This is a genomic window from Streptomyces sp. NPDC045021, from assembly GCF_056432645.1.
This window is the reverse complement of the sequence record NZ_JBWKIQ010000022.1, coordinates 57,512-83,766: the sequence shown is the minus strand read 5'-3', so window position 1 is coordinate 83,766 and position 26,255 is coordinate 57,512. Positions and strand designations below refer to the sequence as shown.

The 26,255-nt window shown below is 70.3% G+C and carries 21 protein-coding genes; 10 read left to right on the top strand and 11 right to left on the bottom strand.

The genetic code is table 11. The features are described 5' to 3' along the window. Positions 1 to 31 precede the first annotated feature (31 nt). From AC07DC_RS39420 to AC07DC_RS39410, 3 genes are all read right to left on the bottom strand, one after another. Positions 32 to 3,808, bottom strand: a complete 3,777-nt coding sequence (locus tag AC07DC_RS39420; RefSeq protein ID WP_478919644.1) for a multifunctional oxoglutarate decarboxylase/oxoglutarate dehydrogenase thiamine pyrophosphate-binding subunit/dihydrolipoyllysine-residue succinyltransferase subunit — start codon at positions 3,806 to 3,808, stop codon at positions 32 to 34. Positions 3,809 to 4,038: 230 nt separating this feature from the next. Then, complete coding sequence (locus AC07DC_RS39415) at positions 4,039 to 5,115, bottom strand: HAMP domain-containing sensor histidine kinase (RefSeq protein ID WP_478919642.1); 1,077 nt, start codon at positions 5,113 to 5,115, stop codon at positions 4,039 to 4,041. Further along, positions 5,112 to 5,828, bottom strand: coding sequence for a response regulator transcription factor (locus AC07DC_RS39410; protein ID WP_138350883.1), 717 nt, complete (start codon positions 5,826 to 5,828; stop codon positions 5,112 to 5,114). Before AC07DC_RS39410 ends, AC07DC_RS39415 begins: the two co-directional genes overlap by 4 nt. Positions 5,829 to 6,030: 202 nt before the next feature. Between AC07DC_RS39410 and lon the strand changes: the two genes are divergently transcribed. Continuing rightward, a complete protein-coding gene (lon, locus tag AC07DC_RS39405) occupies positions 6,031 to 8,448 on the top strand; it encodes an endopeptidase La (protein WP_478919640.1) in 2,418 nt (805 codons plus the stop codon). 102 nt (positions 8,449 to 8,550) lie between these two features. Here lon and AC07DC_RS39400 read toward each other — a convergent pair whose 3' ends face one another. Continuing rightward, on the bottom strand, positions 8,551 to 9,408 hold the full coding sequence (locus tag AC07DC_RS39400) for a lysozyme (RefSeq protein WP_478919639.1): 858 nt from the start codon (positions 9,406 to 9,408) through the stop codon (positions 8,551 to 8,553). 211 nt (positions 9,409 to 9,619) lie between these two features. Here AC07DC_RS39400 and AC07DC_RS39395 point away from each other — a divergent pair, with 211 nt between their 5' ends. Further along, on the top strand, positions 9,620 to 10,045 hold the full coding sequence (locus AC07DC_RS39395; RefSeq protein WP_478919668.1) for a MarR family winged helix-turn-helix transcriptional regulator: 426 nt from the start codon (positions 9,620 to 9,622) through the stop codon (positions 10,043 to 10,045). A gap of 46 nt (positions 10,046 to 10,091) precedes the next feature. Here AC07DC_RS39395 and AC07DC_RS39390 read toward each other — a convergent pair whose 3' ends face one another. Beyond that, the gene (locus tag AC07DC_RS39390) at positions 10,092 to 10,862 is read right to left on the bottom strand and encodes a hypothetical protein (RefSeq protein WP_478919637.1); all 771 of its coding nucleotides are present in this window, start codon (positions 10,860 to 10,862) and stop codon (positions 10,092 to 10,094) included. Between the two features lie 311 nt (positions 10,863 to 11,173). On the opposite strand from AC07DC_RS39390, the gene AC07DC_RS39385 reads away from it, so the two are divergent. Genes AC07DC_RS39385 through AC07DC_RS39365 form a run of 5 tightly spaced genes read left to right on the top strand, consistent with a single transcriptional unit; the run spans position 11,174 to position 16,384 of the window. Further along, complete coding sequence (locus AC07DC_RS39385) at positions 11,174 to 13,588, top strand: sensor histidine kinase (protein ID WP_478919636.1); 2,415 nt, start codon at positions 11,174 to 11,176, stop codon at positions 13,586 to 13,588. Further along, entirely contained in the window at positions 13,585 to 14,100 is a 516-nt protein-coding gene (locus tag AC07DC_RS39380; protein ID WP_478919635.1) for a roadblock/LC7 domain-containing protein, read from the top strand. Before AC07DC_RS39385 ends, AC07DC_RS39380 begins: the two co-directional genes overlap by 4 nt. Then, complete coding sequence (locus AC07DC_RS39375) at positions 14,100 to 14,498, top strand: DUF742 domain-containing protein (RefSeq protein WP_478919633.1); 399 nt, start codon at positions 14,100 to 14,102, stop codon at positions 14,496 to 14,498. Before AC07DC_RS39380 ends, AC07DC_RS39375 begins: the two co-directional genes overlap by 1 nt. Continuing rightward, positions 14,479 to 15,087 carry a GTP-binding protein gene (locus AC07DC_RS39370; protein WP_478919632.1) on the top strand — a complete coding sequence of 203 codons (609 nt, stop codon included), beginning with the start codon at positions 14,479 to 14,481 and terminating at the stop codon, positions 15,085 to 15,087. The genes AC07DC_RS39375 and AC07DC_RS39370 overlap by 20 nt, the downstream gene beginning before the upstream one ends. Positions 15,088 to 15,130: 43 nt before the next feature. Beyond that, a complete protein-coding gene (locus AC07DC_RS39365; protein ID WP_478919631.1) occupies positions 15,131 to 16,384 on the top strand; it encodes a styrene monooxygenase/indole monooxygenase family protein in 1,254 nt (417 codons plus the stop codon). A 60-nt stretch (positions 16,385 to 16,444) separates the two neighbouring features. Here AC07DC_RS39365 and AC07DC_RS39360 read toward each other — a convergent pair whose 3' ends face one another. From AC07DC_RS39360 to AC07DC_RS39335, 6 genes are all read right to left on the bottom strand, one after another. Continuing rightward, positions 16,445 to 17,560, bottom strand: a complete 1,116-nt coding sequence (locus AC07DC_RS39360; protein WP_478919630.1) for a C40 family peptidase — start codon at positions 17,558 to 17,560, stop codon at positions 16,445 to 16,447. Between the two features lie 176 nt (positions 17,561 to 17,736). Next, entirely contained in the window at positions 17,737 to 18,975 is a 1,239-nt protein-coding gene (locus AC07DC_RS39355; RefSeq protein WP_478919628.1) for an outer membrane protein assembly factor BamB family protein, read from the bottom strand. A 104-nt stretch (positions 18,976 to 19,079) separates the two neighbouring features. Next, on the bottom strand, positions 19,080 to 20,705 hold the full coding sequence (locus tag AC07DC_RS39350; protein ID WP_478919627.1) for a chitinase: 1,626 nt from the start codon (positions 20,703 to 20,705) through the stop codon (positions 19,080 to 19,082). A 162-nt stretch (positions 20,706 to 20,867) separates the two neighbouring features. After that, a complete protein-coding gene (locus AC07DC_RS39345) occupies positions 20,868 to 21,164 on the bottom strand; it encodes a hypothetical protein (protein ID WP_478919626.1) in 297 nt (98 codons plus the stop codon). Next, positions 21,161 to 21,916 (bottom strand): TetR/AcrR family transcriptional regulator, encoded by a 756-nt coding sequence (locus tag AC07DC_RS39340; protein ID WP_478919625.1) that lies wholly within the window; start codon positions 21,914 to 21,916, stop codon positions 21,161 to 21,163. Before AC07DC_RS39340 ends, AC07DC_RS39345 begins: the two co-directional genes overlap by 4 nt. A gap of 80 nt (positions 21,917 to 21,996) precedes the next feature. Next, positions 21,997 to 22,887 carry an AurF N-oxygenase family protein gene (locus tag AC07DC_RS39335; RefSeq protein WP_478919624.1) on the bottom strand — a complete coding sequence of 297 codons (891 nt, stop codon included), beginning with the start codon at positions 22,885 to 22,887 and terminating at the stop codon, positions 21,997 to 21,999. 161 nt (positions 22,888 to 23,048) lie between these two features. Between AC07DC_RS39335 and AC07DC_RS39330 the strand changes: the two genes are divergently transcribed. The 3 genes from AC07DC_RS39330 (at position 23,049) to AC07DC_RS39320 (ending at position 26,241) form a co-directional block, all read left to right on the top strand. After that, positions 23,049 to 24,164, top strand: a complete 1,116-nt coding sequence (locus AC07DC_RS39330) for a ferritin-like domain-containing protein (RefSeq protein ID WP_478919623.1) — start codon at positions 23,049 to 23,051, stop codon at positions 24,162 to 24,164. A 60-nt stretch (positions 24,165 to 24,224) separates the two neighbouring features. Then, positions 24,225 to 25,364: a CapA family protein gene (locus AC07DC_RS39325; protein ID WP_478919622.1), complete on the top strand. Its 1,140-nt coding sequence runs from the start codon at positions 24,225 to 24,227 to the stop codon at positions 25,362 to 25,364. Positions 25,365 to 25,470: 106 nt separating this feature from the next. Then, entirely contained in the window at positions 25,471 to 26,241 is a 771-nt protein-coding gene (locus tag AC07DC_RS39320; protein WP_478919620.1) for a polysaccharide deacetylase family protein, read from the top strand. Positions 26,242 to 26,255: the final 14 nt, after the last annotated feature.

Genomic DNA, 26,255 nt, shown 5'->3' with positions numbered 1-26,255 from the left:
TCGTACGGTCATGCCGTCATGCGACCCGTGGTCAGATCTCGAAGACCTCGTTGACCAGGGACTCCTGCTCGGCCTGGTGGCGCTTGGCGGAGCCGACGGCCGGCGACGAGGACGACGGGCGGGAGACCCGGCGCAGTCGGTCGGCGTTGTCGGGAGCGGCGCCCAGCACCAGGTCCAGGTGGTCGATCAGGTTCAGGGCGATGAACGGCCAGGCACCCTGGTTGGCCGGCTCGTCCTGCGCCCACACGTACTTCTGGGCACCGGTGTACCGCGCCAGCTCGGACTGGATCTCCTTGCCGGGGAGCGGGTACAGCCGCTCGATCCGGACGATGGCGACCTCGTTCGCGCCCTTGGCCTCACGTGCCGCGATCAGGTCGTAGTAGACCTTGCCGGAGCAGAAGACCACCTTGCGGACGGCGGACGGGCTGACCGTCGTGTCACCGATGACCGGCTGGAACCCGCCCGAGGTGAAGTCCTCGGACCGGGAGTTCGCGGCCTTCAGTCGCAGCATCGACTTCGGGGTGAAGACGATGAGCGGCTTGTGGTGCGGGTTGTGGACCTGCCAGCGCAGCAGGTGGAAGTAGTTCGCCGGTGTGGTGGGGCTGGCGACCGTCATGTTGTTCTGCGCGCACATCGCCAGGAACCGCTCGATGCGGGCCGAGGAGTGGTCCGGGCCCTGTCCCTCGTAGCCGTGCGGCAGCAGCAGGGTGACGCCGGACGTCTGGCCCCACTTCTGCTCGGCGGAGGAGATGAACTCGTCGACGACGGTCTGCGCGCCGTTGACGAAGTCACCGAACTGGGCCTCCCACATCACCAGCGCCTCGGGCCGGGCCAGCGAGTAGCCGTACTCGAAGCCCATCGCCGCGTACTCGCTGAGCAGCGAGTCGTAGACGTTGTAACGGGCCTGGTCCTCGGAGAGGTAGAGCAGCGGGGTGTAGTCCTCGCCGGTCTCCCGGTCGACCAGCACGGCGTGCCGCTGGCCGAACGTGCCACGGCGGGAGTCCTGGCCGGCGAGCCGGACCGGGGTGCCCTCCATGAGCAGCGAGCCGACGGCGAGGGTCTCGCCCATCGCCCAGTCGATCGTGCCGTCCTCGACGCTGGCCGCGCGGCGCTGCAGCTGCGGCAGCAGGCGCGGGTGGACGGTGATGCGGTCCGGGATGTTGACCTGGGCCGCGGCGATCCGCTTGATGGTCTCCTGGCTGATCGCCGTGTCCAGCTTGACCGGGAACTCCTGCGTCGGCACCGGCATTTCGGTGGCGGCAGGGGTGGCGGCGGCCTCGCGGACCTCGGTGAAGACCTTCTCCAGCTGACCCTGGTAGTCCTGCAGGGCCTGCTCGGCCTCTTCCAGGGTGATGTCGCCCCGGCCGATGAGGGACTCGGTGTAGAGCTTGCGCACCGAGCGCTTCTTGTCGATCAGGTCGTACATCAGGGGCTGGGTGAACGACGGGTTGTCGGCCTCGTTGTGACCGCGGCGGCGGTAGCAGACGAGGTCGATCACGACGTCCTTGTTGAACGTCTGGCGGAACTCGAAGGCGAGCCGCGCGACGCGGACCACGGCCTCCGGGTCGTCACCGTTCACGTGGAAGATCGGCGCCTCGATCATGCGGGCGACGTCGGTGCAGTACATCGACGAGCGCGACGCGGCCGGGGCGGCGGTGAAGCCGACCTGGTTGTTGATCACGATGTGCACGGTGCCGCCGGTGCGGTAGCCGCGCAGCTGCGACATGTTCAGCGTCTCCGCGACCACGCCCTGGCCGGCGAAGGCCGCGTCGCCGTGCAGCGCGACCGGCATGACGGTGAAGTCGGTGCCCGCCTTGTTGATGATGTCCTGCTTGGCACGCGCGATGCCCTCGACGATCGGGTCGACCGCCTCCAGGTGCGAGGGGTTCGCCGCCAGCGAGACGGTGATCTGCTCGCCGTCCAGACCGGTGAAGGTGCCCTGCGCGCCCAGGTGGTACTTCACGTCGCCCGAGCCGTGCATCGACTTCGGGTCGAGGTTGCCCTCGAACTCGCGGAAGATCTGCGCGTACGACTTGCCGACGATGTTCGCCAGCACGTTGAGCCGGCCGCGGTGGGCCATGCCGATGACGACCTCGTCGAGACGCGACTCGGCGGCCGCGTCGATGACGGCGTCGAGCAGCGGGATGACGGACTCGCCGCCCTCCAGCGAGAACCGCTTCTGGCCGACGTACTTGGTCTGCAGGAACGTCTCGAACGCTTCGGCCGCGTTCAGCCGGCGCAGGATCCGCAGCTGCTCGTCGCGCTCCGGCTTGGTGTGCGACCGCTCGACGCGGTCCTGGATCCACCGGCGCTGCTTCGGGTCCTGGATGTGCATGAACTCGACGCCGACGGTGCGGCAGTACGAGTCGCGCAGCACACCGAGGATGTCGCGGAGCTTCATCAGCGACTTGCCGGCGAAACCGCCGACCGCGAACTCGCGCTCCAGGTCCCACAGGGTGAGGCCGTGCTCCAGGACGTCCAGGTCCGGGTGCTTGCGCTGGCGGTACTCCAGCGGGTCGGTGTCGGCCATGACGTGGCCGCGGACCCGGTAGGAGTGGATCAGCTCGAAGACCCGCGCGGCCTTGGTGACGTCGTCGTCGTGCGCGGTGTCGATGTCGGTCCGCCAGCGGACCGGCTCGTACGGGATCCGCAGCGACTCGAAGATGTCGTCGAAGAAGCCGTTCTCGCCCAGCAGCAGCAGGCTCATCTGGCGCAGGAACTCGCCGGACGCCGCACCCTGGATGACCCGGTGGTCGTAGGTGCTGGTCAGCGTCATGACCTTGGAGATACCGAGCTTGTTCAGGGTGTCCTGCGACGTGCCCTGGAACTCCGCCGGGTAGTCCATCGCGCCGACGCCGAGGATCAGACCCTGTCCGGGCATCAGACGCGGCACGGAGTGCACGGTGCCGATGCCGCCGGGGTTGGTCAGCGACGCGGTGACGCCGGTGAAGTCGTCCATCGTCAGCTTGTTCGCGCGGGCGCGGCGGACGATGTCCTCGTACGCCTGCCAGAACTCGAAGAAGTTGAGCGTCTCGGCCTTCTTGATGGCCGCGACGACCAGCTGGCGGTCACCGTTGGGCTTCACCAGGTCGATGGCCAGGCCCAGGTTGACGTGGGCCGGCTTGACCAGCGTCGGCTTGCCGTCCTTCTCCGTGAAGGAGTGGTTCATCGACGGCATGGCCTTGAGGGCCTGCACCATCGCGTACCCGATGAGGTGCGTGAAGGAGACCTTCCCGCCCCGGGCGCGCTTGAGGTGGTTGTTGATGACGATGCGGTTGTCGAACAGCAGCTTCACGGGGATCGCGCGAACGCTGGTCGCCGTCGGCAGTTCGAGGCTGGCGTTCATGTTCTTCGCGACGGCGGCCGACGGGCCGCGCAGCGTGACGTACTCCGGTCCCTCGGGAGCCGGGGCCGGGTCCGCGGCCTTGGCTGCTGCTGCCGCGGGCTTCGCGGAAGCAGCAGCCGGCTTGGCGGGGGCCGGGGTGGTGGCCGCGGGCGTGGCTGCCGCGGCGGCCGGCGCCGGAGCGGCGGCCTTCGCGGGGGCCGGCGCGGCCTGTGGGGCAGGGACAGCAGCCGCGGCCGGCGCGGCCGGAGCCGGCGCGGCCACGGAGGATCCCGTGTCCGTTCCCGGCTTGTAATCGGCGAAGAAGTCCCACCAGGCTCGGTCTACCGAGTTCGGGTCCTGGAGGTACTGCTGGTAGATCTCATCGACGAGCCACTCGTTGGGGCCGAAGCCCGCGGCAGGGCTCTTGCCCTGACCGTTGGTCTCGATCGAGGTACTCGAGCTATTGGGGGACTGTGGCGACACGGCGGCAACCGCCCTCTTCCGCTTCACAAGATGGTGGACAGCGGGAATAAAGGCTACGCCTACCGGACCGTTCGGCGCAGGCCCGGGGGTCAGTCGTCGCGTAAGTCACACCGGAAGAGGGGTTTCGGCGCTGTGCATGGCGGGAAATTGGTCCCTCTTAAGGGGTTGTGACGGCAGTCCCCCGTACGAATACGGCCCGCTGTCCGCCGCACCCGTATTGCCAGCCTATGTCAACGTTGCGCGGGAACCGAACCCGGAAGCGTGACGCGGATACGGCAGCCACGGGGGGATTCGGCCACCTCGATGTCCCCGCCGTGCAGATCGACCGCCCAGCGCGCGATGGCCAGCCCCAGCCCCGTACCGCCGTCGCCGCCCGGGTGGGTGCCCCGGTTGAAGCGGTCGAAGACCCGGTTGCGCTCGGACTCGGGGATGCCGGGACCCTCGTCCCGCACATCCAGGTCCAGGCTCCCGGGCACGGCCCCGCGCCGGGCGCGGACGGTGACCCGGCCGCCGGGCGGGCTGTGCTTGACGGCGTTGTCGACGAGGTTGGCCACCACCTGGTGCAGCCGCTCGGCGTCGGCGTACGCGGTCAGTTCCGGCGGTGAGACGTCCAGGTGCAGATGGACATCGGCGCGCGGGCGGCTGCGCGAGCCGGCGCGGGCGGCGCCCTCCATGCCCAGGCTGGCGGTCTTCAGCACGGCCGACAGATAGGGCCAGACCTCGAAGCGCTTGGCGTCCAGGTGCACCGCGCCGCTGTCCAGCCGGGACAGGTCCAGCAGCTGGCTGACCAGCTTGCCCAGCCGCTCGGTCTGCTGCAGAGCGGTGCGCATCGTCTCCGGGTCGGCCTCGGAGACCCCGTCGACGACGTTCTCCAGGACCGCCCGCAGCGCCGCGATGGGCGTCCGGAGCTCATGTGAGACATTCGCCACCAGCTCCTTGCGGTGCTGGTCGACGGCCTCCAGATCGGCCGCCATGCGGTTGAACGTCTCCGCCAGCTCGCCGACCTCGTCGCGCCGTACCTTCGTCACCCGGCGGCTGTAGTCGCCCTGCGCCATGGCCCGCGCGACCGCGGTCATCTCGCGCAGCGGCGCCGTCAGGCCGTGCGCCACGAACTGGGTGATCAGCAGGCAGGCGATGATCGAGAAGATCGTGATCACCCGCAGCTCGGTGGCCGAGTGGATCGCGACGATCACCAGCAGCGTCGTGATCAGCACCGACACGACGACCAGCAGCTGCAGGGCCGCCTTGATCGACCGGAGCGGGTCGTAGGGCCTCAGCGCCGCCCACAGGCGCGCCCACAGCCTCATGGGGCCGGGGTCTCCAACGCGTAGCCGACGCCGTGCACCGTACGGATCCGCTCGGCGCCGATCTTGCGGCGCAGCGCCTTGACGTGGCTGTCGACGGTGCGGGTGCCGGACGCGTCGGCCCAGTCCCAGACCTCCGCGAGCAGCTGCTCGCGGGAGAGGACGGCGCGCGGCTGCTGGGCCAGGCACACCAGCAGATCGAACTCGGTCGGGGTGAGGTGCACATCCGTGCCGCGGACCCTGACCCGTCTCTGGGAGTTGTCGATCTCCAGGTCGCCCAGTTGCAGGCTGCCGCCGCGCGGGCTGTGCGCGGCTATCGTCGCGCGCTCGACGCGGCGCAGCAGCACATGCACCCGGGCTGCCAGCTCCCGCATGGAGAACGGCTTGGTCATGTAGTCGTCCGCGCCGACCCCGAGGCCGACGAGCATGTCCGTCTCGTCGTCACGCGCGGTCAGCATCAGCACCGGCACCGGCCGCTGAGCCTGGACCCGGCGGCAGACCTCCAGGCCGTCGTAGCCGGGCAGCATGACGTCGAGCACCAGCAGGTCGGGCTGCCAGGCGATCGCGGTCTCCACCGCGGTGGGACCGTCGCCCGCTGTGCGGACCTGGAACCCCTCGGCGCGCAGCCTGGCCGCGATGGCGTCGGCGATCGTCGGATCGTCCTCCACCACCAGCACCCGGCGCTGTGCGCCTGGTGTCGTCTGTGTGCTGTCCATTGCCGCCCCACAAGGTCGTCCCGGTTGGCATGCAGCGTACGGGGCGGTCGAGGCGCTCGGCTACGTGGCCCAAAACGGGCACCTGGCGCCCTTTGCGGGCGTCACGAACGTGATCGCTCAGAGCGAACACCCGTTGGGGAACACCAGGGGCATCAAGTGCATTGAGTCCACATAGCTCAACTTGCTTGCTTAGGGAGAGATCATGGCTGCAATATCCGCATCGTCCGGACCGCTCACCCTGCCCGTGCTGCCACTGGATGACGCTGTGGTGCTGCCCGGCATGGTGGTGCCACTGGACCTGACGGACACCGAGGTACGCGCGGCCGTGGAGGCCGCGCAATCCGCGCACGTCTCAGGAAGTAAGAGCAAGCCGCAGGTGCTGCTTGTTCCACGGATCGACGGCAATTACGCCGCCGTCGGCACGCTCGGCTGGATCGAACAGGTCGGCCGGCTGCCCGACGGGGACCCGGGAGCGGTCATCCGCGGAGTGTCGAGGGTGCGGATCGGAGCCGGTACGACCGGTCCCGGCGCCGCGCTGTGGGTGGAGGCGACCAAGGTCGAGGAGCCGGCGGTCACCGAGGCGCCCGGCGCGGTCGCGGAGCTGGTCAAGGAGTACAAGGCGCTGGCCACCAGCTGGCTGCGCAAGCGCGGCGCCTGGCAGGTCGTGGACCGGGTGCAGCAGATCGAGGACGTCTCGCAGCTCGCGGACAACTCCGGCTACTCGTCGTTCCTGACGACCGAGCAGCGAGTGCAGCTGCTGGAGACCAGCGACCCGGTGGAGCGGCTGCGCATCGCCGTCGCCACGCTGCGCGACCACCTCGCGGAGCAGGACGTCGCGGACACCATCCGCAAGGACGTGCAGGAGGGGATGGAGAAGGCGCAGCGCGAGTTCCTGCTCCGCCAGCAGCTGGACGCGGTCCGCAAGGAGCTCTCCGAGCTGAACGGCGAGCCGGAGGACGAGGCCGGTGACTACCGGGCCCGCGTCGAGGCCGCCGATCTGCCGGAGAAGGTCCGCGAGGCCGCGCTCAAGGAGGTCGAGAAGCTGGAGCGCTCCTCCGACGCCTCGCCCGAGGGCAGTTGGATCCGCACCTGGCTGGACACGGTGCTCGAACTGCCGTGGAACACCACCACGGACGACGTGTACGACATCCCGGGCGCGCGCTCGGTGCTCGACGCGGACCACGCGGGCCTCGACGACGTCAAGGAGCGCATCACCGAGTACCTGGCGGTGCGCAAGCGCCGCTCGGACCGCGGTCTGGGCGTGGTCGGCGGACGGCGCGGCGGCGCGGTGCTGGCGCTCGTCGGGCCTCCCGGTGTCGGAAAGACCTCGCTCGGTGAGTCCGTCGCGAAGGCGATGGGACGGAAGTTCGTCCGGGTCTCGCTCGGCGGCGTCCGGGACGAGGCGGAGATCCGCGGCCACCGGCGCACCTACGTCGGCGCGCTGCCCGGCCGGATCGTCCGGGCCATCAAGGAAGCCGGGTCGATGAACCCGGTGGTGCTGCTCGACGAGATCGACAAGGTCGGCTCCGACTACCGGGGCGACCCGGCGGCCGCCCTGCTGGAGGTCCTGGACCCGGCGCAGAACCACACCTTCCGGGACCACTACCTGGAGGTCGAACTGGACCTGAGCGACGTGGTCTTCCTGGCCACCGCCAACGTCCTGGACTCGATCCCCGAGCCGCTGCTCGACCGGATGGAACTGGTCAGGCTGGACGGCTACACCGAGGACGAGAAGGTCACCATCGCGCGTGACCACCTGGTCCCGCGCCAGTTGGAGCGGGCCGGTCTCGTCACCGACGAGGTGTCGCTCGACGACTCGGCGCTGCGCAAGCTCGCCGGGGAGTACACCCGAGAGGCGGGCGTGCGCACCCTGGAGCGGTCGATCGCCCGCATCCTGCGGAAGATCGCGGCCCGGCACGAACTGGGCGAGCAGAAGCTGCCGTTCACCGTCACCGACGGGGATCTGCGGGCGCTGATCGGGCGGCCGCACCACACCCCGGAGTCCGCGCAGGAGCCGGACGAGCGGCGTACCGCCGTCCCCGGCGTGGCGACCGGCCTGGCCGTGACCGGTGCGGGAGGTGACGTCCTGTTCATCGAGGCGTCGCTGGCCGACCCGGAGACGGGCGGCTCGGGGCTGACCCTCACCGGCCAGCTCGGCGACGTGATGAAGGAGTCGGCTCAGATCGCGCTCTCCTTCCTGCGCTCGCACGGCGCGGAACTGGAGCTGCCGGTCGGCGACCTGAAGGAGCGCGGTGTGCACATCCACGTGCCCGCCGGCGGCATCCCCAAGGACGGCCCGAGCGCGGGCGTCACGATGACGACGGCGCTCGCCTCGCTCCTGTCGGGGCAGCGGGTCCGCACCGACGTGGCCATGACCGGTGAGGTGTCGCTGACCGGGCGGGTGCTGCCGATCGGCGGTGTCAAGCAGAAGCTGCTGGCGGCGCACCGGGCCGGGATCACCACGGTGATCATCCCGAAGCGCAACGAGCCCGACCTGGACGACGTGCCTGCCGAGATCCTGGAGAAGCTCGAGGTCCACCCGGTCACCGACGTCCGGCAGGTGCTGAAGCTGGCGCTGGAGCAGTCGGTGGCGGACGACCGGATCCCGGTCGCCGCCTGACCGTAGACGCCGCTGCGGGTACAGCGGTGAACAGGGCGCTCCCCTCCGTCCCGTGCGGAGGGGCGGCGCCCTGTTCCCGTGTGCGGTCCCGCGACCCGACGGCTATCCGTTGGCGAAGGCCTGCAGCCGGTCGTAGGCCCCGTTGAAGCGGTCCTGGTCACCGGGGAAGACGCCGGAGTCGGCGTACTGCCAGATGGTGTGGAAGCCCCAGCCGGCCGGCAGGGTGCCGACGCTGGTGGAGTAGCGGGCGATCCACAGGGGGTTGTTGGCCGCGAAGGCGCTGCTGTTGCCGGTGCACTGGGTCCACCAGTTGGTGGAGGAGTAGATCGTCGGGTAGCGGCCGGTACGGGCGCGGTACTCGTTGCTGAACGCGGCGATCCAGTTGACCATGCTGCCCGCGCTCAGGCCGTAACAGGTGGCGCCGTACGGGTTGTACTCGATGTCGAGCGCGCCCGGCAGCGTCTTGCCGTCACCGGACCAGCCGCCGCCGTGGTTGACGAAGTAGTCGGCCTGGGCGGCGCCGCCGGAGTTGTCGGGCAGCGCGAAGTGGTACGAGCCGCGGATCATCCCGACGTTGTACGAGCCGTTGTACTGCTGGGCGAAGTAGGGATTGGTGTACGAGGTGCCCTCGGTGGCCTTGATGTAGGCGAACCGTCCACCGTTGGACCAGGCCGCCGACCAGTTGACGTTGCCCTGGTAGCCGCTGACGTCCATGCCCGGAGTCTGGGTGACCAGTGGGGTGGCCACGTGTCCGGTGGTGCTGCCGCCCTCGTGGGCGCGGATGGTCGAGCCCATCCAGTCGAGTTCGGGGTGGGTCATCGGGCCGCTGCCGACCGCGGCGGCGGTGTTCGGCAGGGTGAGTAAGAGGGCGAGGAGAGTGACGAGCAGCCCGGCCGCGAGGGCGATTCTGCTGCGGAAGAATCCTGATCTGTGCACGGCGGATTGGGCTCCGAAGGACATACGTTCCTCCATGGGGGACGGGGCCTGACGCGCACCATGACCTTGGGATGGCCATGACAGGATGAAGGTAGGGGCGAAAACTACGCGCGTGGAAGAGTCCCCGGGAACCGCCGTTGGTCTACACCTACGAAATACTTGAGCAGCTGCGGGAACGACGATCGCTGAAAGAAACTTTCAGCCCCCTGAAAGCGGGAGCGCTGTGGACGAGCAGATGGAAGCCCTGGAACGCGAGCTGACGGTGTTCTACCGGCGGGCCCGCGCGTCTTCCGGCGAGATGGCCCGCGAGCTGCACCCGGAACTGGAACCCGCCGCCTACGGACTCCTCGTCCGGCTCCAGGAGTGCGAGCCCGAGCGCGCCACCGATCTCGCCGCGTACTTCGGCGTCGGCAAGGCCACCATGAGCCGGCAGCTGCGCGCGCTGGAGGAGCTGGGACTGGTCACCCGCGAGCCGGATCCCGCCGACGGCCGCGCCTTCCTGATGCGGATGACGTCCGAGGGCCGCGAACGCTTCTCCCGGGTGCGCGCCGCCCGGCGCTCCCGTTACGTCCGGCGGCTGGCGGCCTGGGACCGCGGCGAGGTCAGCGAACTCGCCCGGCTGCTGCAGCGGCTGAACGAACTGCAGGGCTCGGAGGAGTAGGACCCGGGCCGATCGCTCTCGGCGGGGTCGATCAGGACCGGGCGCGTCAGAACTCCACGAGGGCGGCCGTCGCGTCGTCGAACGGCTTTCCGCGCGGGACGGCACGGCCCTCGGGGTCGGCGGCCTCCGCGGCACGCACCCGCCGAATCAGCGTCTGCGGTCCCTCCTCGCGCAACAGTGCGAAGGTGCCGGCCCAGTCGTCCGAGTGGAAGACCTCGACGAGCCGGGTCGCCCCGTCGGTCAGTGCCGCGAACGCGCGGACGTCGGCGCGCGGCGTGGTGCCGGTGACCGCGCGGGAGACCACGGAGGGATCGGCGGCGGCGGTGAAGAAGCCGCCCTCGGCATTGCGCAGGGCCGGGACGGCCCGGCCCTCGGCCACCAGCCGGTCGATGCGGTCGTCCAGCACCGGCGTGATCTTGCCGTCGGGGGCTTCGAGGAGCAGCACCGAATCGGAGAGCACCAGATGCTCCACGCTGTCCCGGTTCCACCGGACTGTGACCACTGTGGCCTGCGGTGTGAGCTGGTGATAAAGATCACAGGTGTCGCGATGTGCGTCCGCCGTACGGGCAATTGCGGTCGCCAAACAGTCGGAGAGTGTCATCTCCGGGCGCGAAACGGACAGTTCGAGCAGGCTGCCGCCGAGCCGCGCCACGAACCAGGGCACCGAGTGGATGCAGTCGCCGTTGCCGGGCCTCGGCGTCACGCCATCCAGCAGAACCAGCACGCCACCTTGCCCGGAAGCGGGCAGGGCCAGCGAGATGAAGTCCTCGTTGGGGAGGTCGGGGGTGCCGGGCTCGGTGCTGCTCTCGATGCGCATGGCTCAATTCTGCCGGACCGCCGTTCGAACCTCTTGGTCCGTACCTTGCGGGCTCCGGAGCCGGCTCCGTCCTGATCCCAAGGCGTCTGACATGGGGGGATGGGATGCGGGCGGGCATCCTGCCAGGGCGCGGGCGCGGCGCCAAACCCGCCCGTCGATCACGGATTGAGACGTTCCGCGCCGGACTTGTCCGTCAACTCATGGGTGCGATTCACTCGTTCGGGTGTCGGGGAGGGGGACGCGCGGCCCCGTCTACAAAGGGCTGAGAAGGTCGGGCCCATTGACCAGGCGAGACGGGATTGCGAGCTCCGGTGCGAAGACGACGTGAACCGCGCGACGGGGTCCCCCCGGCGGCGGGCAAGGGACGGGTGCGCGGACGGCTGCTGGCCGCCCTGTTGATCTGTGCTGTCATCGTGCCGGCCGCGGCCGCGCCCGGTCTGGCGGTCGCCGTGGGCGACGTGTCCGACGCGCAGGACGAGGTGACGAGCGCCGAGTTGGCCATCCGGGCGATCTCGCTGGCGCACTCCCTGGCCGATGAACGTGACGACATGGCCGCCTTCGTCGCGGGCGGCCGCTCCGCCGCCCCCGGCACCGGCGCCCCCGGCCTCTCCGAATCGCAGCGCAACCGGGTGGACCGGCAGACCCAGAGCCTCTCGGCCGACGAGGACACCGCCGCGGAACTGCGCGAAGTGCTGGCGACCCTCCCGCAGATCCGGCAGGACGCGCTGACCGGAACGGGTCCGCCGCAGGCCGTCGTCGCCGCGTACACCCCGCTGCTGGACGCCCTGGGGCGCGTGACGGGGCCGACGGCCTCACCGCTCAGCCGCGCCGCCGCGCTGGCCGCCATCGAGCGCGGGCTCCTGGTGAGCGCGCTCACCGGTACCGGCTCCCAGCGGCAGCTCGCCACCGACGCGCAGACCGTCGCGGTGCAGGAGCGGGCAGCGCTCGCCGACTTCCGCGCCACCGCCCCCCAGGACCTGCGCGACCAGTACAGCCAGACCGTCACCGGCGCGGACGTCACCGAGGCCGAGAACGACCTGCGCCTCCTCACCGACCAGCCGCAGCTGACCGGCTCCGACCGGGCGCTCGGCACGGCCGAGGTGAAGGCCGCGCTCACCGCCAGGATCGACCTGATGCGCAGCGTCGAGTCCTCGCTCGCCACCGCGGGCGCCGACGCGGCGAGCGAACGGCGCGACGACGCGGTGACCGCCCTCGAACTGCGCGTCGCCCTGACCGCGCTGTGCCTGCTGATCGCCGTCGGCGTCCTCGTCTCCACCGCCCGCTCCCTCACCCGGCCGCTCGCCGCGCTGCACCGCTTCGCCACCGGCAAGTCCGAGGAGGCGCGCGTCGTCGGCAACGACGAGTTCGCGACGGTCGCCCGCCGCATCAACGTGCTCGTCACGGAGCTGCGCGCCGTACAGGCCCGCGGCCTGGAACTCGGCGCGGAGCAGACCCGGCTGCGCGGCATCCGCGACGCGCTCGCCGCGGAACGCGACAGCCTGCTGCGCGAGCGGGACGCCATGAGCGCGGCGAGCGCCGTGAGCGCCGGGCCCGGCACCGACCGGACCGGCGCGCACACCACGTACGTCAACCTCTCGCTGCGCACCCTGGGCCTGGTGGAGCGCCAGCTCGCCCTGATCGAGGGCCTGGAGGAGCGCGAGCAGGACCCGGACCGGCTGGAGACGCTCTTCCGGCTGGACCATCTCGCGACCCGGATGCGCCGCAACAGCGAGAATCTGCTGGTCCTCGCGGGCACCGAGCACAGCCATGGCGGCGGCTCCAAGCCCGTGCCGCTGGTCGATGTGGCCCGCGCCGCGATCTCCGAGATCGAGCGCTACGAGCGGGTACGGATCCAGGCGCTGCCCGCCGGTCAGCTCGCCGGGCACGCGGCCGACGACACCAGCCATCTGGTGGCCGAACTGCTCGACAACGCAACCGCGTTCTCACCGCCGCAGGCCGAAGTGCAGCTCTCCGGCTGGATGCTGGAGAACGGCGAGGTCATGATCTCCGTCGAGGACCAGGGCATCGGCGCTCCGCCGGAGCGGCTCGCCGAGCTGAACGCGCTGCTCACCGACCCCGAGCCGGCCGCGCCCGGCAACGCGACCGGTATGGGCCTGTACGTCGTGGCCCGGCTCGCCGCCCGCCACGGGATCCGCGTCCAGTTGCGCGAGCAGAAGCAGGGCGGCATCGCGGCCGTCGTCATCCTGCCGCGCCGGCTGCTGCCCGCCAACCGGCCCGACGACGCCCCGGCCAACCCGGTCGAGGCCGCGATCGCCGGCGAGCCGATGCCGGTGCGGGTACCCGCCGGCCCGGAAGCGGTTCCGGCCGGGGCCGCAGGGACCGCCGGGGAAGCTTCCGCGGAGCATTCGGGACCGGGGGAGGAGCCGGCGGACGACCGGGCCGCAGACAGCGTCGTACGGCCGCGGCAGGCGCCGGACGACATCCCCGCGGAACCTGCCGGGTCCGAGGGCGCCATCACCGGCAAGGGCCTGCCGCAGCGCGTGCCGCGCAGCACCGGGCTGGCCGGAGAGCCGGCCGCGCGGCGGCCGGAGCGGACCGGGCCGGTGGACGCGGAGGCGCTACGGCGTAAGTTCGGCGGATTGCAACAAGGACTTCGGGACGGACGACGGGACGCGGAACAGGAGACCCGGGCGGCAGACCCGGAGAAGACAGGCCCAACGGGGGGCGCAGGCGCAGCTGGAACCATCGAGGAGGCGAGCCGTTGAACGCGGCGAGTACGGACACGAAGGACCTGAGCCATGAAGCCCAGAATCTGCGGTGGTTGCTGAGCAACTTCGTCGAGGAGGTGCCGGGTGTCCACTCGGTCGCCGTGGTCTCCTCCGACGGACTGCTGCTGATCACCTCCAACCCGGACCCGGAGGCAGCCGCGGAAGCCGGCGGGCAGCAGCCGCCGGCCGGCCCCGCGGACGCCCATGCGGACCTGGCCACCGTCGTCTCCGGCCTCGCCTCGCTCACCGACGGCGCGGCGCGCCTGATGGACGGCGGCCGGGTCCGGCAGACCGCTGTCGCCATGGACGAGGGCAGCCTGTTCGTGATGTCGATCAGCGACGGGTCGCTGCTCGGCGTCCACGCCTCCGCCGACTGCGACATGAGCGTCGTCGGCTACCACATGGCCCTGTTCGTCGGCCGGGCCGGACACGTCCTGACCCCGGCGCTCCGCAACGAGTTGCGCCGGACCCAGGAAGCCGCCGGCGCCGAGAGCGGGGGCGGTCGCTGATGTCCGCCATGTCCCTGCCGCAGCGCGGCGCCGACCGCCGCACCGCCCGGGTCCGCCCGTACGCGCTGACGGGCGGTCGCACCCGCTTCGGCCATGTGCTGTTCGTCGAGACGTTCGTGGCGAGCATCGACGGCCAGGAACCGAATTTCGTGCTGACCGCCGGCCGCTGGGCCGAGCGGGTCATGCCGGAGATGCGCGCCATCGTGGAGTTGTGCCGCAGAATGCGTTCGGTGGCCGAGATCTCGGCACTGCTGCGGATGCCGCTCGGCGTCGTCCGCGTACTGCTCAGCGACCTGGCTGACCAGGGAAGGATCCGCGTCTACGGCACGGGGCACGGCCCCGGTAGCCCGGATCGCGCGCTGCTGGAAAGGGTGCTCGGTGGACTTCGCAGGCTTTGAGGAGACCGGCGGCACGCAGGCGTGGCAGACGGAGCGCGGACGCGCGCCGGTCTCCACCAAGATCGTGGTCGCAGGCGGATTCGGCGTGGGCAAGACGACGTTCGTCGGCTCGATCTCCGAGATCACCCCGCTCACCACCGAGGCGGTGATGACGCGGGCCAGCGAGTCGGTGGACGACCTCGGCTCGACCCCGGACAAGACGACGACCACCGTCGCGATGGACTTCGGCCGGATCACCCTGGACGACGACCTCGTCCTGTACGTCTTCGGCACCCCCGGCCAGCAGCGGTTCTGGTTCATGTGGGACGACCTGGTGCGCGGTGCGATCGGTGCGATCGTGCTGGCGGACACCCGGCGGCTGGCCGAGTGCTTCCCCGCGCTCGACTACTTCGAGAGCTGCGGACTGCCGTACACCGTGGCGGTCAACCAGTTCGAGGGCACGCCGGAGTACACCGAGCAGGACGTCCGCGAGGCGCTCGCCGTACCTCCGCACATACCGGTGTTGATCTGCGATGCCCGGAAGCGGTATTCGGTCGTCGAGGCACTCATGGCGCTGGTGGCGCACGCCCTGGCCGAACAGCCTCTCTGAGCGATACGTTCACGAACTTTTTGACGAAAGCCGGACCTTCATCATGCGCAAGATACTCATCGTCGGAGCCGGGCAGGCCGGGCTCCAATTGGCCCTGGGTCTGCAGGGCCGTGGCTATGAAGTCACCCTCATGTCCAACCGCACGGCCGACGAGATACGCGACGGCCGGGTGCTGTCCACCCAGTGCATGTTCGACACCGCGCTGCAGCACGAGCGGGATCTGGGCATCAACTTCTGGGAGGACCAGACCCCGCGCATCGAGGGTCTCGGTGTCTCGGTCGCGGCCCCGGACGCGTCACGCCCCATCGACTGGGTCGGCCGGCTGGACGGCTACGCGCAATCCGTCGACCAGCGGGTGAAGATGGCCGGCTGGATGGAGACCTTCGCCGAGCGCGGCGGCAAGCTGGTCATCCACGGCGTCGCCGTCTCCGACCTCGACTACTTCTCGCGCGCCTACGACCTGGTGCTGGTCGCCGCGGGCAAGGGCGAACTGGTCTCCATGTTCCGCCGCGACGCGTCCCGCTCGCCCTACGAGGCCCCGCAGCGCTCGCTGGCCGTGTCGTACGTGCACGGCCTCGCACCGCGCCCGGAGAGCGAGGGCCGGCTCGCGGTCAACGTCAACCTGGTGCCGGGCATCGGCGAGCTGATCGTCATCCCGACCTTCACGACTTCGGGCCCCGCCGACATCCTCTTCTGGGAGGGCATACCCGGCGGTCCGCTGGATGCCTTCCAGAGCGTCAAGGACCCCGGGGAGCAACTGCGCCTCACCCTGGACCTGATGCGGCAGTTCACTCCGTGGGAGTACGACCGGGCCCGCGCGGTGGAGCTCACCGACGCGAACGGCACCCTCGCCGGCCGTTACGCGCCCACCGTCCGGCAGGGCGTCGCCGAACTGCCGTCGGGCGGCCTCGTCCTGGGTGTCGCCGATGTCGTCGTCGCGAACGATCCGATCACCGGGCAGGGCTCCAACAACGCCGCCAAGTGCGCGGCCTCGTACCTGGAGAGCATCACCGAGCGCGGCGACCAGCCCTTCGACGGCGCGTGGATGCAGTCCGCCTTCGACCGGTACTGGCAGATCGCCGAGCCCGTCACCAAGTGGACGAACGCGATGCTCGCGCCGCCGCCCGAGCACATCCTCCAGCTGATCGGGGCCGCGGGCGGGCTGCAGCCCGTCGCGGACCGCTTCGCCAACGGGTTCGACGACCCGGCCGACTACGAGCAGTGGTTCTTCGACCCGGACCTGGCCGCGGCCTACCTCGGCGAGGTCCAGGCCGAACAGGCCGAACAGAGCGCGTAACGCGGCGGGGCCGGGCGGGCCCGTGACACGAGCCCGCCCGGCCCCGGAACCTACTCGCCGCTAGCCGACGTTGTTGCCCTCGTCGGAGCCACCGGTGACCGGCTTCGCGGCGTCCGCGTTGGGGATCACCGGCGGGACGTAGCCCTTCATCGGGCCCTGCGCGGAGTCGGGCCGGACCGCCCCGAGGATCGGATTGGCGGCGATGGGGGAGACCTTCACGACGGAGCCCGGACGCGGCGCCTGGATGACGAGCCCGCCGCCGATGTAGATGGCGACATGCGTGGCGCCCGGGAAGTAGACGACGAGGTCGCCGGGGCGCAGCAGGCTCAGCGGCACCTTCGGAAGCTGCGCCCACTGCTCCTGGCTGGTGCGCGGGATGGCCCGCCCGGCGTGCAGCCACGCCTGGGACGTGAGCCCCGAGCAGTCGTACGAGGCCGGTCCTTCGGAGCCCCACACGTACGGCTTGCTGAGCTGCAGGAACGCATAGCCGACCGCGCGATTGCCCGCCTCGGAGGGCGCCCGGCTGCCGGTGCCGAGGGCCTTGGAGTCCAGGAAGTCGCTCTGGGCCTGGTTGATGCCCTTCTCCTCGAGCTGCTGGAGCTCGTCGAGCTGAACGCCCGTCAGACCCGCGATGATCGTCTCGACGCGCTTGAGGTGCTCCTCGACCTGGGTCTTGGCGACCCCCTGCTGGGTCTGCAGCAGTTGCGCCTTGTCGAGCGCGCTCTGGGCGCCGGCGTTCAGCACGGCGATCCGCGCCTCGCCGCTCTTCAGCTGCTCCAGGACGTCGGCCTCGCTGCCGGCGGCCCGCTGCAGCAGGTGCTTCTGGGAGAAGAGCCCCTGCGGGTCGTCGCCGACCAGCAGGTTGAGGTACGGCGAGACTCCGCCGTCCTGGTACTGCCGGCGGGCGAGCAGCCCGATCTGGTCGCGGGCCTCGGCGACCGCGACCCGCTGGTCGGCCAGCTGCTTGTCCAGCAGGACGGCCGTGGCGCGCTGCTTGGTGGCGGCCTCCTTGGCCTTGTTGAACGCCTCGGTGGCCTGCTCGGTCTGCAGATACAGCGTCTGGAGCTGTGTCAGCAGCTGGGGCAGCGGCTGTGACGGGGGGTCATGGGGCGCGGCGGCCGCCTGCTGGGCGGGGAGCGAGAGGGCGGCGGCCGCGAGGAGCGCGCCGCATATCACCGCTCGATGGATCCACCCACGGTTCCGTCGGGCCACTGACATCCCCTCACCTTCGGTCGCACAGCGGTGATCACCTGCTGCGCCAAGATCCTGTCACGAGTTGTCGTATCTTCGACAGTGGGAATGGGCGAATCCGCCCAATAGGGTCACCCTCGCGGTGAATCCCCCTCGCCTGCTCAGCCCATCGGCAGGGCCGTCACCGCGTTCCCGTTCTGGACGAACAGGACGCTACTCCGGGCGGCGAGGCGTATGCCCGTGGCGGCGCCGGTCCCCGTCCCCGGAACCCGACAGCTCCATACCGCCCTACGGGTACGGAGGTCGAACGCCGCGACGCACGGGCGGCCGCCCGCGATGGGCGCGTGCAGCACCCCGCCGTGCACCACCGGCGCGCACTGCGTGCCCAGCGGGATCGCCGGACCGCTCTCCCACAGCGGGCCGCCGGTGCGGGCGTCGAGGGCGAGCACGCCCGTGTCGGACCCGGTGGCGTACAGGACGCCGTCGGCGATCACCGGGTCGCTGTACGTCCGGCCGCGCGGGCCGTACCGCCAGGCGACCGCGCCGTCGTCCAGAGCGACGGCGGTGACTCCGGCGCCCGCCACGTAGGCGCGCGGACCGGCGACCGCCGGCCGGCCGTTGCCGGTGCCGCGCAGGGCGCGCCTCCACTGCCGGTCACCGGTCCGCCGGTCGAGGGAGGTCAGGGCGCTGCCGTCGCAGTACAGCAGCCGCTCGCCGGGCAGCACCGCGGCCGGCGCCTCGGAGGGGGCGTGCCCCGCGGTCGCCCGCCACAGCTCGCGGCGGTCCTTGAGGTCGTAGGCGAGCAGCAGGGCGGCGTAGTCGTCGTCGAGCGGGCTGCCCTGGGACGCCGTCAGGTACAGCGCGCCGCTGTCGGAGGCCAGCAGCGCGTCCTGGGCGAACCGCAGACCGCCCGCGGGCTCCAGGGTCCAGCGGACCCGGCCCTTGGCGGCCGGATCGACCGCGCGCGGGGCCGCGGCGCCGACGGTGTAGGCCACGTCCGCCAGCAGGCCGTCACCGGTGGGCAGTGGCGAGCCGTCGGGTTCGAAGCCGCCGGCGGTCCACAGCGGTTTGCCGGTGCGGGCGTCGAGGCCGATCAGACCGTCGTACCCCTTGAGGACGAGCAGGGTGTCGCCGACCGCCACCGGCGCGACGTCCACCAGCTCGGGACCGTCGTACGTCCACAGCGGGGGCGGCGCGCTGCCGGGCGGCCGGGACCCCTTGGGGCGGGGGTGCGAGGACCGGTCGCCGGAGGGGGTGGTGCCGTCGGCGCCGACGTCCGTGTGCGGCTTGCCGGGGGCGCTGCGCAGCCAGGCGATGCCGGCCGCGCTCGCCATCGCGGCGCCGCCGAAGGACACCGTCAGCAGAGCCCGGCGTGACATCCCGGCGGGCTGGTCCGACATGCGTGCGTGTCCCCTCTGGCCTGGGCCTGTCGAGGGAGACTACGACCGCCCCCGGCCGGAATCCAGTTCGGCCGGGGGCGGTGCGTGGTTGCTGCTGGTTGGTCTCAGCTTCCGAAGTACGACCGGAAATTGTTGGAGAACTCCCAGTTGCTGTACTTGTCCCAGTTCACCGACCAGGTCATCAGGCCGCGCAGGGCGGGCCAGGTGCCGTGGGTGGTGTAGCTGCCGCAGTACGTCTTCTTGGTGAGGCAGTCCAGCGCCTTGTTCACCTCGGCGGGGGCGGTGTAGCCGTTGCCGGCGTTGGTGCTCGCGGGCAGGCCGATGGCGATCTGCGAGGGCGCCAGCGGCGGGAACATGTTGGCGGTGTTGCCCGCGACGGGGAAGCCGGTGAGCAGCATGTCCGTCATGGCGATGTGGAAGTCCGCGCCGCCCATGGAGTGGTACTGGTTGTCCAGGCCCATGATCGAACCCGAGTTGTAGTCCTGGACGTGCAGCAGGGTCAGATCACCGCGCATCGCGTAGATGACGGGCAGATAGGCGCCCGCGCGCGGGTCCTGGCCGCCCCACGGGCCCGAGCCGTAGTACTGGTAGCCGAGCTGGACGAAGAACGTCTCCGGGGCCATCGTCAGAACGAAGCCGCTGCCGTACTTGGCCTTGAGGGTCTTCAGCGCGGAGATCAGGTTCACCACGACCGGTGTCGTCGGGTTCTTGAAGTCGGTGTCGCCGGTGTTGAGGGAGAGCGAGTGGCCCTCGAAGTCGATGTCGAGGCCGTTGAGCCCCCACTTGTCGATGATCGCGCTCACCGAGGAGACGAAGGTGTCGCGCGCCGCGGTGGTGGTCAGCTGCACCTGGCCGTTCTGGCCGCCGATGGAGATGACGACCTTCTTGCCCTGGGCCTGCTTGGCCTGGATGGCCGCCTTGAAGTCGGCGTCGGACTCGACGCCGGCGCACTCGGTCGCCGGGCAGCGGTTGAAGCGGATGTCTCCCGAGGTGACGGAGGTCGGCTCGCCGAAGGCCAGGTCGATGACGTTCCAGGTGCTGGGAACGTCGGCCATGCGCGTGTAGCCCGCGCCGTTGGCGAAGCTCGCGTGGAGGTAGCCGACCAGCGCGTGGGTGGGCAGTCCGCCGGAGGGCGGCGGGGTGGTGGGCGGCGTGGTGGGAGGAGTGGTCGGCGGCGTCGTCGGCGGGGTTGTCGGCGGTGTCGTGGGCGGGGTGGTCGGGCCGCCCGGCCCGCTGAGCGAGGCGTCGTCGGCGTAGTAGACCGGCTGGCCGTACCAGCCGTGCAGATAGACCGTGGCGCTGGTCTGGCTCGCGCCGGTCGTGAAGTTGACGCTCAGCTGCTGGTACGCGCCGCCGGTGCCCGGCGTCCAGGTGCTGGTGCCGCCGTCCACGCCGATGTACACGTACGAGCCCTTGACCTGGGCGGAGAAGGTGTAGGCGGTGTTCGGCGCGACGGTGACGGTCTGCTTGCACTGGGCGGTGTCGCTCGCGCCGGGCGTGCCGGCGAGCGCGTAACTCCCGCTCCTGGCCTGGCCGGTGACGGCCTTGGCGCTCGCGTCACAGGTCCAGCCGGACAGGGATCCGGTCTCGAATCCGCCGTTGGTCAGGAACTCGCCGGCGGAGGCGGAGGGGGCGAGCGCGACCAGGCCGCCGAGGGTGACGGCGCAGGCGAGGGTGGCTGTGCCGGCGATGACGGATCTCGACCGGCCGCGGAAGGGGGATGTGAGCACGGGGGGATGCTCCTTCTGCTTCAAGGAGTGCGCATGACGCAGTGCGCATGACAAGGCGCAGCAAACAGGTCTGGACCAATCCTGTCAATGGTCTGAACCAACACCCGTGCGACGCCCGGCGGTCACCGCGCCGCCGCGCGGCCGTCATCCGCCGTTATGTCATCAATCCCGGGGCGGACGCGTCCCCTTGTTCCGTACGCTCTTCGACCACGGCCACTTCAGCCGGGTGTCCGGCACGGTCCCCTCGGGGTCGTACACGAAGACCCAGCGGGTCTGCCGCGCCGCACGCGGGCCGGGGCTCGGTTCGCGGTGGTAGACGTGCACCACGGGTTTGCCCCCGTGGGCATCCGGTACGGGCACGGTGTACACCTTCGGCGGCTGTCCGGTCGCCCCGACCAGGACGCCCATCAGGCGCCCGTCCAGCGGGCCGCCGACGAACTCCGTGTTCTCGCTTCTCACGGGCCCAGCATCCCACGGTCGCCGCTGTCGGGGAGCAGATGCGTGACGGCTTCCACGATCGGGGCAAGCCGCCGGGCCAGTTCGCCGGCCGGGCTGTCGGGGGTCTCCTGGGCCAGCGCCGCCGCGGCGACCTCGGCCGTCTCCGGATCGGTGGTCGCGGTGATCAGCAACAGACCGGTGAGGTGGTCGACCAGCCAGCCGCGCAGCTCCGGCAGCGGCGGCTGCTTTCCCTCGTCGAGCCAGGTCAGCGACACGGCCTCCACCGAGGCGATCCAGGAGCGGACCATCATCGCCAGCCGTGGGCCGGGATCCGGCGCGCCCAGGTGCAGCAGCACCTGCTCGGCCGCGCTCCGCCGCACCCCGTCGACGATCGCGCCCGTCCGGCTGGTCTCGGCCACGCTGCCGCCGCGCAGCAGCGCCGAGTAGGCGGCGTCGTGCTCGTCGACGAACGCGAGATAACGGTCCAGGGCGTGCGCCAGTCGCTGCGTCGGCGCACCCTGCGAGGGTTCGATGAAGCATTTGCGCAGCTCATCGGCGGCATTGTGCATCGCGGCCTCGTACAACTGCTGTTTGCCACCAGGGAAGTACCGGTAGACCAGCGGCCGGGACACCCCGGCGGCGGCCGCGACGTCGTCGACCGAGACATCCTCGGGACGGTGGTGCCCGAAGAGGTCCACCGCTGCCGCGAGCAACTGCGTACGGCGTTGCTCGACGCTGAGTCGGCGGTATGCGGGCGCCGCGCTGCCGTTCATGGGCGCAGCCTAACCGCTGGGGCACGGCGCGGGTCCGGTGACGACGGTGGGTCGGGTCGTCAGGTCGTCAGGGCGGACGGTCAGGCGAGCAGGCCCGAGGCGCGCCACAGCCTGCGGCCGGGCCCGCGCAGCACATCGATCTCCTCCAGGAACTCGACGAGCCGCTTCGCGGACTGCAGCATGATGTCCCGGCGGTGGCCGCTGGCCTTCACCTGCGCCATCGCGTACGCCGGGTTGAGCCCGACCGACTCGTACACCTTCGGACTGACCAGCGAGCTCGCCACGATCCTGGCGGTCTCGCCGGAGGTCAGCCGGGTGAGCTCGCGCTCCCAGCGCGGGGCGGTCGCCATCTGGCGGGTCAGCTCCTCGCGGGCGTACCGCACATGCCGGGCCTCCTCGACCACGTGGATGCGGGTCACCCCGCGCACCAGGGGCTGGACGCGCTCGTCCGGGAAGGTCAGCCGCTGCATCCAGTCGAGGATCTCCTCGACGAGCAGCGTCCCGGTGAAGGCGCCCGGCGTGGTGGAGCACGTCTTCAGAATCCGGCCGAGGTGCAGATGGAGCCGGCTGGGCCGGTAGACCGGGGTGCCGGACTTCTTGACCAGCCGGCCGAACATCAGCGAGTGCCGGCACTCGTCGGCGACCTCGGTCAGCGCGTACCGGACATGTTGGCTGGTCGGGTCGAGGGTGTAGATGTGCCGGGCGAGCAGCTGCATCAGGATGATCTCGAACCAGATGCCCATCGAGGCGATGCTCGCGCCCTCGTGCCGGCTCAGCTCGATCCGCTGCTCCTGCGACATGTGCTTCCACAGCGGCGTGTCGTAGAGCGAGCACAGCTCCGGGGGCCAGAACCACTTGCCGTCCTCGAACGGGGCGTCCCAGTCCAGCTCGGTGTCGGGGTCGAAGGAGTGCTTGGCGGAAGCGTCGAGCAGCCGCTCGGCGACCTTCTCGCGCTCCGTGATTTTGGTCATGATGGGGGCCATACGCTTATGAGACTGCGTGTCAGCAAGGACGTCAATCCCTCGCGCAGAACTTGTTGACCCGGCGGTAACCGGCGTGTGAGTCTGCCAACGACTGCACGGCCAACGACCGGACCCCGTAACGAATTCGGGCGAGTGACGAGGAGGCGTCAGTGTCGACGCACGAGCTCTACACGAAAGCACCGACCGAAGCGCTCTGGGAGGTCCCGGCGAGCGGCGCGGCCCGCTTCTCCTGGGAGTACGACGACGGACGCGACCGGCTGCTGGCCCTGTACCAGAAGGGCAAGGACAAGCAGTGGGACGCCGTCCGGCGGATCGACTGGGACCTGGAGGTCGACCCCTACGACCCGTTGGGCGTCCCGGACGAGGCGCTCACGGTCTATGGGACTCCCTATTGGGACAAGATGAACGAACAGAACAAAAAGGACCTGCGACGGCACTACGCGTCCTGGCAGTTCAGCCAGTTCCTGCACGGCGAGCAGGGCGCCATGATCTGCGCCGCCCGCATCGTCGAATCCGTCCCCGACCTGGACGCCAAGTTCTACTCCGCGACCCAGACGATGGACGAGGCCCGGCACGCCGAGATATACGCCCGGTTCCTGCAGGAGAAGGTCGGAATGCTCTATCCGATCAATGATTCCCTGCAGGGCCTGCTCGGTGACACGTTGCGCGATTCCCGCTGGGACATGCCCTACCTCGGAATGCAGGTCCTCATCGAGGGGCTCGCGCTCGCCGCTTTCGGCATGCTCCGCGACACCACCGACAAACCGCTGCCCAAGCAGATCCTGGCCTACATCATGCAGGACGAGGCGCGGCACGTCGCTTTCGGCCGGATGGCACTGCGCGACTACTACCAGCAGCTCAGCGACGGTGAACTCCGCGAACGCGAGGAATTCGTCATCGAGGGCTGCTATCTGATGCGCGACCGGCTGCGCGGCGTGGAGGTCCTGGAGAACTTCGGAATCCCGCGAAAGGACTCCGAGGAACTCAGCGAGAACTCCGAGTACCTTCACCTGTTCCGGAAACTGCTCTTCAGCCGGATCGTGCCCTGCGTCAAGGACATCGGTCTGTGGGGCCCGCGATTGCAGCAGGCCTATGTCGATATGGGTGTCTTCGAGATGGGCGACTCCAATCTCGACCTGCTCATGGCCGAGGACGAGGAGATCGCCGAGAAACTCGACGCCGAACGTTTCGCCGCCGAGGAGTCGGCCCGCGTCGCGGAGGTCGCCGACGCGATCACGCTCGGCTCGGGAACGGAGACCGCCTGAACCCGGAGCGAGTTCCCCGGGACGTCAAAAACATCCGCTCGGGAGTCGTACGCTTGCTCGATGCTTGAAGGACCGAGAGCGCGGCGGCGCGTACGCATGGCGCTGGGGCTCGCACTGCTGACCCTCAGCGCCGCCTGTGGATCCGGCTCCGAGTCGTCACCCGAGGTGATGGCGCCGGTGTCCGGCGCGCCCACCACGCAGGTGTACGGCCAACCGGAGGGGTCGGTGGCGCCGGAGGCGAAGGCACCGGCGCCACCCGGGACGATCACCCTGGCGTTCGGCGGCGATGTGCACTTCACCGAGCGCACGCAGCCCCGGCTGGTCAACGGGATGACCGAGCCGGCGATCGGCCCGCTCTCCAAGACCCTCGCGGCGGCCGACTTCTCCATGGTCAACCTGGAGACGGCGATCACCACCCGGGGCACTCCGCAGCCCAAGACGTACCACTTCAGGACCCCCGCCAACGCGCTCGACGTGCTCAAGAACTCGGGCGTGGACGCGGTCTCCATGGCGAACAACCACGCCGTCGACTACGGCGCGCAGGGGCTGACGGACACCCTCGCGGCGGTCAAGGACGCGCCGATCCCCGTTGTGGGCATCGGTGCGAACGAGGCCCAGGCCTACCGCCCGTACCTGAAGACGATCCGCGGTGTGAAGCTCGCCGTCCTCGCCGCCAGCCAGGTGCAGGACATCACCAACCAGAACTGGCGCGCCACGGCGTCCAAGCCGGGCATCGCCTCGGCGCTGGATCCGACGAAGCTGGTGGCGGCGGTCAAGGCGGCCAGGAAGCAGGCCGACGTCGTGGTCGTCTATCTGCACTGGGGCACCGAGGGGCAGTCCTGCCCGGGGCCCGAGCAGAAGTCCATCGCGGCCAAGCTGGCGGCGGCCGGGGCGACCGCGGTCGTCGGCACGCACGCGCACGTGATGCTGGGCTCGGGGATGCTGCGCAAGACCTATGTCGCCTACGGCATGGGCAATCTGCTCTGGTACGGCACCTCGCCCTACCCGAACTCCAACGACACCGGCATCACCACCCTGACGATCGCCAAGGGGAAGGTCGCCGGCGAGGGCTTCGCCCCCGCCTTCGTCGACAACCGCGGTGTGCCCATGCCCCAGGAGGACGCCGGGGCCAAGCGCATCAACGACCGTCGCGCCGGGCTGCGCGGCTGCACGGGTTTGACAGCGGCGCCGAAAAAGTAGGAACCGCCGCGCTGTTGTCGGCATCTATCAGTGCAGATGTACGGGGGTTTGGCTGTGTGTTCAGTCCTGCCGTGCTGCGACGCGACGAGAGAAGGGGACTCAACCCATGGCGCGACTCACCGCGAGCCAGCGGAACATAGCGATAACCGTGGCTTCGGTCATCGCCCTGATAGCCGCGATAGCCGGAGCCTTGGCGGTCGCCGGGTACAACAAGGCCCAGGCGCAGGCGAAGGAATCCAAGCCCGTGGTGGACGCGAAGCCCGCCCGGCCGGTGCCGATCGAGATCGTGCACGCGCCGGAGAGCGGCGGCAAGGCCGTCAACATCACCATCGACGACGGCCCTGACCCCACCTGGACGCCGAAGGTGCTCGAGGTGCTGAAGCAGTACGACGTGAAGGCCGTCTTCTGCGTGATCGGTCCGCAGGCGAAGGCCCACCCTGAACTCATCCAGCAGATCGTGGCGGCCGGCCACCGGCTCTGCGACCACTCGATGACCCACGACACGGGGATGGACAAGAAGTCCGAGGCCTACCAGAGCCAGGAGATCCTCGACGCGCAGAAGCTGATCGAGGAGGCCTCGGGCGGCGTCAAGGTGCAGTACTGGCGGGCCCCGGGCGGTGCCTTCACCCCCTTCAACCGCAAGCTCGCCGCGGCGCACGGGATGCGGCCGCTCGGCTGGAACGTGGACTCCAAGGACTTCACCAAGCCCGGTGTCAGCACGATCGTGAACACCGTCAAGCACGAGGTGGCGGGCGGCCCGACCATCCTCTTCCACGACGGCGGCGGCCAGCGGGACCAGACGGTCGCGGCACTGGGGAAGGTGCTTCCGTGGCTGCAGCAGCAGGGCTACACGTTCAGCTTCCCCAAGATCTACTAGCCACCCCTTCCCCC

Bases quoted from the DNA above. Each gene is read 5' to 3' on its own strand.
- AC07DC_RS39415 (WP_478919642.1), bottom strand. From the start codon at position 5,115: ATGAGGCTGTGGGCGCGCCTGTGGGCGGCGCTGAGGCCCTACGACCCG.
- AC07DC_RS39410 (WP_138350883.1), bottom strand. From the start codon at position 5,828: ATGGACAGCACACAGACGACACCAGGCGCACAGCGCCGGGTGCTGGTG.
- lon (WP_478919640.1), top strand. From the start codon at position 6,031: ATGGCTGCAATATCCGCATCGTCCGGACCGCTCACCCTGCCCGTGCTG.
- AC07DC_RS39400 (WP_478919639.1), bottom strand. From the start codon at position 9,408: ATGTCCTTCGGAGCCCAATCCGCCGTGCACAGATCAGGATTCTTCCGC.
- AC07DC_RS39395 (WP_478919668.1), top strand. From the start codon at position 9,620: ATGGAAGCCCTGGAACGCGAGCTGACGGTGTTCTACCGGCGGGCCCGC.
- AC07DC_RS39390 (WP_478919637.1), bottom strand. From the start codon at position 10,862: ATGCGCATCGAGAGCAGCACCGAGCCCGGCACCCCCGACCTCCCCAAC.
- AC07DC_RS39375 (WP_478919633.1), top strand. From the start codon at position 14,100: ATGTCCGCCATGTCCCTGCCGCAGCGCGGCGCCGACCGCCGCACCGCC.
- AC07DC_RS39365 (WP_478919631.1), top strand. From the start codon at position 15,131: ATGCGCAAGATACTCATCGTCGGAGCCGGGCAGGCCGGGCTCCAATTG.
- AC07DC_RS39355 (WP_478919628.1), bottom strand. From the start codon at position 18,975: ATGTCGGACCAGCCCGCCGGGATGTCACGCCGGGCTCTGCTGACGGTG.
- AC07DC_RS39340 (WP_478919625.1), bottom strand. From the start codon at position 21,916: ATGAACGGCAGCGCGGCGCCCGCATACCGCCGACTCAGCGTCGAGCAA.
- AC07DC_RS39335 (WP_478919624.1), bottom strand. From the start codon at position 22,887: ATGACCAAAATCACGGAGCGCGAGAAGGTCGCCGAGCGGCTGCTCGAC.
- AC07DC_RS39325 (WP_478919622.1), top strand. From the start codon at position 24,225: ATGCTTGAAGGACCGAGAGCGCGGCGGCGCGTACGCATGGCGCTGGGG.
- AC07DC_RS39320 (WP_478919620.1), top strand. From the start codon at position 25,471: ATGGCGCGACTCACCGCGAGCCAGCGGAACATAGCGATAACCGTGGCT.